Below are 7421 nucleotides of genomic sequence, written 5' to 3' on the forward strand. Positions count from 1 at the left end.
CCGGGTCAATTCCATGAGCGCCCACACCTGAAACCCCATCACCCCCTCCTGACCAGCTGATCAGCACCTCTCACACAGCGGGGGAAGCTCGGTCTCCTACATCAACCGCCTGGCCACCCTCCATGGTTTGCGCCCCAAACACTCTGGGCCCAGGTCACCCAGCCCGCATATCCCGGTGCCGCCCGCCGCGTCGTGGTCCCCGGACAACTTGCCGCGCTGACCGGCCGCTCCGTCCATGCTCTGGCCGGAGCTCTGCCCGAACTGCGTGACCCGCCGCCGAACTGGAGGGTGTTCCGGCACCAGCCGCAGGCCGGCTGTCACCGCTGCGACGCCTGCCACCTGGGCGGCCGGGTCCTGCGGCTCCTGCCGCACCACCGCTATGTCTGCCTGCGGCATGGCGCTTGGACCGGCCCGCCCGACATCGACCACCCCGCCGCCGACCTCGCCCAGCTACCGGAGATCACCGACACCCAGCGGCGCCATCTCCTCATCCTGCGGCGCTACGGCTGGGCCGCCCACCTACGACGCCGTGCTGACCGCCCTCATGCTCTGCGCGCACATCTGGGCCGACGGACACCTGCCCGGCCAGGAGTTCCGCTCCTGGCGCACCTGGGACGACCGTACCTCCGCCCTCGTCCCGTTCGACCAGGACAGGAAGGAGTACGCCGCCTACAGCACCTCCCGGCTGTTCGCCGTCATCTACCCCGAGGCAGTCGCCCTGGCACCCCTCATCGCCTCGCCCTGCTGGCGGCGCATGGCCGACGGCACCCCCGCCGAGCGGTCGAGGTTCCTCGCCGAGGCCGGCAAGCGCGTCACCTACCCCTGCAACGACGCCGGACGCGGCGACGCCGTCGCCCGACACCGAGGGGCTCTACCGCCCAGGGGCGGAGGCAGGGCCAGGGCCAGACATGCTGGGGCGTTCGGTGTGCCGACGGCGCACGGCGTGCATGACGAGGGCGGCGAGGAAGGCCAGCGCGACCAGCGTGTACAGCTCGCCCTGGAGGGTCTGCAGCCCGTGCCAGTGGTACTCGGCGGTGTGGTGGTCATAGGGGACCCACCAGATGATCCCCGACGGAGGAGGGGTGCCGACAGCCGGGCCCTGGTAGCGCGGCCATGCGGCGAAGAGCAACAGCAGCGTGAGCGGGGCGAGGAAGGCCAGGAGCCGTGCGTTCAGCGCATGGCGCCGCCAGGCCCAGTCGGTGAGGATGATGAGCGCGGGGGCGATCCACACCCAGTGGTGGGACCAGGAGATCGGGGACATGAGCAGCCCTGTGGCACCCGTGGTGAAGAAAGCGAGCACCTCGTGGCCGCGCCGGTGGTGCCAGGCGGCGAGCAGCAGGCCCGCCAGGGCGGTGGCGCCCGCGAAGAGAAGCCACGTGCCCTGCACCGCGGCGCTGCCGTGCAGGACGCGGTCGATCATGCCGCGCAGGGACTGATTGCCGAGTGACTGGACCGCACCGACGCGGGCGGAGTCGAGGAACAGGCCACCCCAGTACTGGTGCGCCTCGGTAGGGGACAGGACTAAAGCCACGGCGATGGTGAGCAGCAGCGTGCCGGCAGACACGCCGGCAGCGCGCCAGCGCCGGGTGAGTAACAGGTAGCAGATGAAGATCGCGGGAACCAGTTTGAAGCCGGCCGCGATACCGACCCCGACCCCCTTGCCCCAGAAGCGGTCGGGCAGGCACAGGTCGGCGACCACAATCACCATCAGCCAGGCGTTCACCTGCCCCAGGGCAAGGTTCTGCTGCAGCGGCTCGGTCCACAGCGCTGCCGCGCCCAGCAGCAGCGTCGCGCCCAGCCGCCCGCGCGAGATCCGGTGCCCGAGGCGTCCCCAGCACAGCCATGCGGTCGCGAACGGCGCCAGCACGGTGCCGGCCGTCATCAGGGCTTGCACGTGGACGAACTTCAGGTACGAGGCCGCCGCGAACACCATCGCCGAGAACGGGGGGTAGGTGAACTTCAAGTGCATCCACGTGAAGTTCGCGGTGTACAGGTGGGTGCCGGTGCGCAGGGTCCTGCCGCCGTTGTAGTACACCCGCAGGTCCGGCATCGAGCCGAACGCGTTGAAGCAGTCCATCCACAGCAGCCACGCCCATATCGCGGTGCCAGCGGCGGCCAGCCCGGGTGCGGCCAGCCAGGGCGGGAACGGTCTCGGCCCCGCTCTGGTCATCGAATCCTCCGGCAACATCGAGGGCAGCATCGAGGCCTGTTCACAGCGGTCTTGGCCTGCAGCGTTTCCGGGGGTCACATGCCTGCAGGCAGCCCAGATCCAGGGGCCGTGAACAAGCCTCATCCCCGGCGTCGGGGTCGCCGGAGCCAGCCCCGGCCTGCTCCGCATCACCTTCGCCGGGGGCGCGGGCAAGACAGCCGTCTCCATCGGCGCAGCAGGCCACGTGTTCGCGCTCGCGCTGCTGTCCTCGGGCAAGTTCCTCCAGGTACGCACCCGTGGCGCCCACGGCCGCACCTCCCAGGGTTAATAAAACCGCGGCAAACTGCTGCGAAACAGGTGCGGTCGAGAAGGCCTCCGCAATCAGGGCTACTGCAACGGCAACAGCCGCACCAATAGCCAAGGCCAAAGCAGCAACCCTCCTCCATGGCCAGGCGAGACGATTTTTCATCGCACAATCCCCTTCCGGCTTGCAGAATAAAACGAAACCCAATCCCAACGGATACGCATTCAAGGCGATTCCCAAACATCGGGACGGGGACGGCAGACGGCATCCCGAATTTGTCCGCCGTCATCCAGGTATCGCATGGCAAGGGAAGCCCAGGGGCCTCCTCGCGCTGCTGCTCAGCCGGGGTCGCACCCCGGAGTTACGGGGGAAGGCCCTGCCGCTATGGGCTCTCACCCCCCGCCAAACTGCGCACTTTCCTGATAATGGCTTCACGTTGGGCAGATCTCATTCCCCCAGGGCAATCATGGCCGCCCCAGCCGAGCCCTCCCATCGCATGAGTGCCCAGCCCGCTCTCTCGCACGGAATTTGTTACAGCCAGCGGCCATTTGAAGATCCGATGCCCCCACAGGTAGATTAAAGCAACAGAGCCGACCTGGGCCGGCGTCAGCGGCTGACGTGAAAACCCGGACGTCTCTACCGAAACCCAGTCAGCATTGCCTGAGCCCTGACTCCAAGCACGGTCCCTTGCGGATACGTATTGTTCGATCTCACCGGCCTGTGACACCCAAAAATGAGATGACGACTTTGAATCAGGGTCAGAAAACCACCAGAATAAAGACCCTTCACCCTCCTGTACGTGAAGGATCAATCCCTTCTGTGCTTCTCGGTGACCTACTTCGAAATTTGAAGATATTTTTCTCCAGGCGGCACCCGGCATCCACTCAAGCTCACTATCAGGAGACTTCCTCCGTGGCACCGCCACTCCCTGGGTAGCTGCCCCATCCTCTCCCGTCAAAGCACCAGGAAGTGCCAAAGCGGAGGAAAGGGAAAGCCCTATGCTGACCGCGATTAATTTACGACGCTCGATCCAAGCGCTCCCCATTATCCCTCCACTGACGATTACGCTCGCAGGCGGATAGCGGCACGCGTACACGATCCACTCCATCCGCCGCAATGAGGATTGTTCGGGGTGATCTCTGCCCGCGGTATCTTTGCGGGTCGCAGGTTTGCCGGCGGGCCCAGGGTCTGGGTCGCGAATAAGCCTCACAGCCACACTTATTACCGTTCTCGATCGCCCGAACGGGAACCTTATTCGGGCGATCGGATCTGTCGAACGGAAAGCGGACAGCATCTGTGAAAACGCAAGTCGGGCCGCGTGGACCTGATGAGACTCGGGTGGCATCACTCGAGAAGGCCCCGACAGCCGGTCGAGCCAGGAGTGGTGCTGCCCAGTCATAGGGGGCGTAGCTCAGTGCGTTGCGCCACCATAGGAGCCCGTGACGGGGTGGGACCACTGCTTCTGCCACGATCGAGAAATGGGCGATCCTGTTACCCAACGCTCAACCGGCCTGGGAGGCAAAGCGGGTAATGATGGCCGACTTCAAGATTCTCACCATGTCGGCTTCAGCGGATGATGACGGCCATCTTCTGGTAGGTGGCGTAGCCGGCGCGGAAGGAGTCCTCGCTTACCGTGTACTGTCCTTTTGAGGAGTCGTTGATACTGAAACGCCCTCCGGAGAACCCCGTGATGACCACGGTGTGTTCTGCGGGACCTGCATAGGGGATTCTTCTGCCGTCATATGCGGTGTACCAGCGCACGGGAAGGTTCCGCCACAGATAATCCACCCAGGCTATTGCGGGGTGCCCCTGAGATACTTCTGTGCGGAGCCGGTCGACAGAAATCCCCTGCCCAGCGGCAATGATGGTCACCCCGTACGAGCGTGCAGCATTTGCCACCGGCGGGTAGTAGACGCCGAACCCCGTCCCCTGGAGTTCCGACCCATCCGGATCTCCGACGAAACTCCGGTAGGGGTCCCCTGATTTCGCTCCGGAGTGGCCGAACTGGGGATGTGCGCGGTCCACTCCGATCCGCTGGAGAATAGCCCAGTCTGTGGTCTTCACATTCCGTGCTGCAAGGACCATCCGCAGCGAGGCTGCTTCGCAGTCATTGCGTAATGATTGATGAAACCATGGCACATTCGTCTTAGCACTGGCTCCCGTGATGGTGGAAAATAGAAAAGCAACTACAACAGATAATAAAACTAAAAACGCACGCTTCGGTGTTCTGGCGATGCTCACGATAAACCACTCCATCGATTCCGCTGCCGGCCGGGCCGGACTCAATAGTTGGTATTGATGACGACTTTCAGGCGGCTCAGACCGTGCAGCATTCCCTTGGCGGGTATTAGGTCTGGGCAATGGTGGCAGTTTGAAGAAATGGGGGGATTGACCGAGGGGTTACTAATCACGCTGGTCATGCACGCCGATTTATTCGCTGTCTTCTGCATCTGGTGGGTATCGGCACCGATGAAGTCGCGGCCTAGCCATCGGTGTTAGTCCCGTTCACCTCGCCGAAGCATGCAGTAGCAGTTCGATGAAGGCGGCGCTGTACCAGCAGCAGTCGCTAATTTACATATGGCACATATTTTTCTCCTCGGCGCGGGCCTGCTTCATGCCGGAGACTCGTACACAGTTGTTATGCGGCCGCTTTAAAGACGGGCAGTCCATACCCGGGAGCAGCGAGGTACCATTGCAGCCAACAAGCCTGCCATTTTGACTGTAGACCAGGTGGGGGGATCTCGCACTCGCAGGTACGTACCGGCTGAGGTCATTGCTCGCCCTGTGCCTGCTCGCGGCCCTGGGCCGGGCGCCCACTTTGGCTGGCATCGCCCCGGTTCGCCACGGACGCCTTTGCCGAGCGTGCGGATTGGACTCGGCGGCCTCCCGCACGCCACCACCCTGGACCACCTGCCATGCCACATCGACGGCGACGCCATCGGCGTGTGGCTCGCCCGGCACAACGGCCGACCCTGTCTAGTGCCGTATCAGGCAACGTTCGCCTTGATAGTGATGGCTCGGAGCTTCTTGTTGCTGGCGTTGCGGTTCCGCCAGATGATGTAGCGGCGGATCATGCTCCCCTGCTCTTTATGGCTGGCGTGGTCCGTTCCGTCAAGCGTGAAATACCGCAGGGCGGTGAACTGTGCTTCGATGCGGTTGAGCCATGAGCTGTTGGTGGGGGTGTACACGATTTCCGCATTGTTTGCTTCGGCCCAGTCGGCCACGCGGCGGCAGTGTTTCGTGGTGAGATGGGGAGAGAAGTTGTCGACTATGATCGCGATGCGTGTACCTGCCGGGTGGAGGGAGCACAGGTAGCGGCAGAACTCAAGAACTCGACCTGTTCTTGGTCTTCTTGATGTGTCCGTAAAGCTTGTCCTGCATCAGATCGTATGCAGCGAAGAGCTGCCGGACACCGTGCGGGCGGGTATAGGTCGCGCGCCGTCGGGGCCGGGGACCGCGACCGGGGTCCTTGTGCTTCCCGCCGCGTGCGGCCCACTGCCGGCCGGGGTGTGGCTGCAGGTTGAGGGGGCCGAACTCGTCGACGCAGAAGACGACTTCAGGCTCACCGGGATCGGGGGTGACCTCGCCGTCGGCGATCGCGTACAAGTGCTCGACCCGGGCCTTCTTCACGGCGTATTCAGGGTCGCTGGAGGCTTTCCAGGTTTTCACGCGTTGAAAGGAGACGCCTTCCTCGCGGAGCATGATGCGCAGACCCTCGTGGCTGATGTCGTCGGCCACCCCCTCTGCTACAGAGCTTCACCAGGCTCCAGGCCGAGAACGGCAGGCCGTGTTCCGCCGGTTTCGACAGGGCGATCTTCTTGATCTCGCGCCGCTCCGGCAGCGTGAACTTCTTCGGTCGTCCACCTCGGTACTTCGGGTAGATGGAGGCGAATCCGTCGGTGTTGAAATTATGGATCACATCACGCACCCGGTCCGCACCTCGGCGATTTTCGTGACGCTCATTCCCTGGGCGGACAGCAGCACTATCTGCGCACGCCGCCATGTCACCACCGACCCCGTGCCGCGACGAACGGTCCGCAGGAGCCGCCGCCCTTCGTCGTCATCAATGTCACGGACCCGCACTCGCTCAGCCACGTGATCATTCTGCCCGACCCGAACCGCTGAACTCCAGCACCCCAAACGTTGCCTGATACGGCACTCGACAGCGCCAGTTTTTGAGGGTGGGCGATGCCGTGTTCGACGGGGATCCGGTGTGAGGCATGCGCGAAGCGGGCCGCTTCGTGGTGGGCCATCAGCCATTGTACGTGTTCGAGGTGCTTTCCCCGGCGTTTGCGGGGCGGGGTGACGACCTGTCCGCAGGTCTGGCCGCCAGGCCCTGGTGTCCGGCGTCAGCAAGGATCCGCAGGCGGACGGTGTCGGCGAGGAGGTCGGCGATGCCGACATGGCGGGCCTGGGTGATATCCGTGCAGCCACTGGGCCGTGTCTCGCCGCAGAACAGCAGGCGTCCGGTGGTGCCGGTGAGGACCGCGGCCTTCATCGCGTTCTGCTTGCTCTTGCCGGCCGCGAACCGGTTGCGCCCGGGCCTGCCCGCGGCCGGTGGACACGGATCTCCGTGGCATTGATGATCGCGGTCTGTCCGGTGGCACCGATGTGGGCGATCACGTCGGCAAATGTGCGCGGCCGGAGCCCCGGAGCCGACCGCCCGTCAGCGCCGATGGGCAGACGCCTGGTCTCGTGCCGGGCCTGCCAGACCGGGCCAACTTCTGCTGCGAGACCGGCAATCACCTCGCCCGAGAGTCCAGTGACCCGCTGGTCCGCAACGATCGCCGTACGCGCGTCCACCTCCACCACGCGGTAGTAAACGAGCGACCGCCATACCAGCCGCGCAGGAGGCCGCTAGCCAGTCGATGGCATGCACACTGCATCAATTGTGGCGACTGGCCCGGAGGTCGCGCTCCCGGCGCGGGGCAGTGCGGTCTCAGGGCTGATTCATAGTCCTTTGGGCGT

4 protein-coding genes and 1 pseudogene are annotated in these 7421 nt (G+C 64.5%); all 5 read right to left on the reverse strand.

The window, feature by feature from the left end; translation table 11 throughout:
* Nucleotides 1–871 precede the first annotated feature (871 nt).
* The 5 genes and pseudogenes from ACLHRZ_RS36105 to ACLHRZ_RS36125 all read right to left on the reverse strand — a co-directional run bounded on the left by ACLHRZ_RS36105 (nt 872) and on the right by ACLHRZ_RS36125 (nt 6951).
* The gene (locus ACLHRZ_RS36105; RefSeq protein ID WP_490422838.1) at nt 872–2170 is read right to left on the reverse strand and encodes a glycosyltransferase 87 family protein; all 1299 of its coding nucleotides are present in this window, start codon (nt 2168–2170) and stop codon (nt 872–874) included.
* A 665-nt stretch (nt 2171–2835) separates the two neighbouring features.
* Nucleotides 2836–3852 carry a peptidoglycan recognition protein family protein gene (locus ACLHRZ_RS36110; protein WP_490422839.1) on the reverse strand — a complete coding sequence of 339 codons (1017 nt, stop codon included), beginning with the start codon at nt 3850–3852 and terminating at the stop codon, nt 2836–2838.
* A 167-nt stretch (nt 3853–4019) separates the two neighbouring features.
* Nucleotides 4020–4694: a C39 family peptidase gene (locus ACLHRZ_RS36115; RefSeq protein WP_490422840.1), complete on the reverse strand. Its 675-nt coding sequence runs from the start codon at nt 4692–4694 to the stop codon at nt 4020–4022.
* A gap of 746 nt (nt 4695–5440) precedes the next feature.
* Nucleotides 5441–6548, reverse strand: a pseudogene (locus ACLHRZ_RS36120) (IS630 family transposase).
* 157 nt (nt 6549–6705) lie between these two features.
* Nucleotides 6706–6951 (reverse strand): hypothetical protein, encoded by a 246-nt coding sequence (locus tag ACLHRZ_RS36125; protein ID WP_490422841.1) that lies wholly within the window; start codon nt 6949–6951, stop codon nt 6706–6708.
* Nucleotides 6952–7421: the final 470 nt, after the last annotated feature.

The sequence above is a fragment of the Streptomyces sp. AM25 genome (assembly GCF_058146165.1).

Coding starts and splice junctions, on each gene's coding strand:
- ACLHRZ_RS36105 (WP_490422838.1), bottom strand. CDS start 2,170: ATGACCAGAGCGGGGCCGAGACCGTTCCCGCCCTGGCTGGCCGCACCC.
- ACLHRZ_RS36110 (WP_490422839.1), bottom strand. CDS start 3,852: ATGACTGGGCAGCACCACTCCTGGCTCGACCGGCTGTCGGGGCCTTCT.
- ACLHRZ_RS36125 (WP_490422841.1), bottom strand. CDS start 6,951: ATGAAGGCCGCGGTCCTCACCGGCACCACCGGACGCCTGCTGTTCTGC.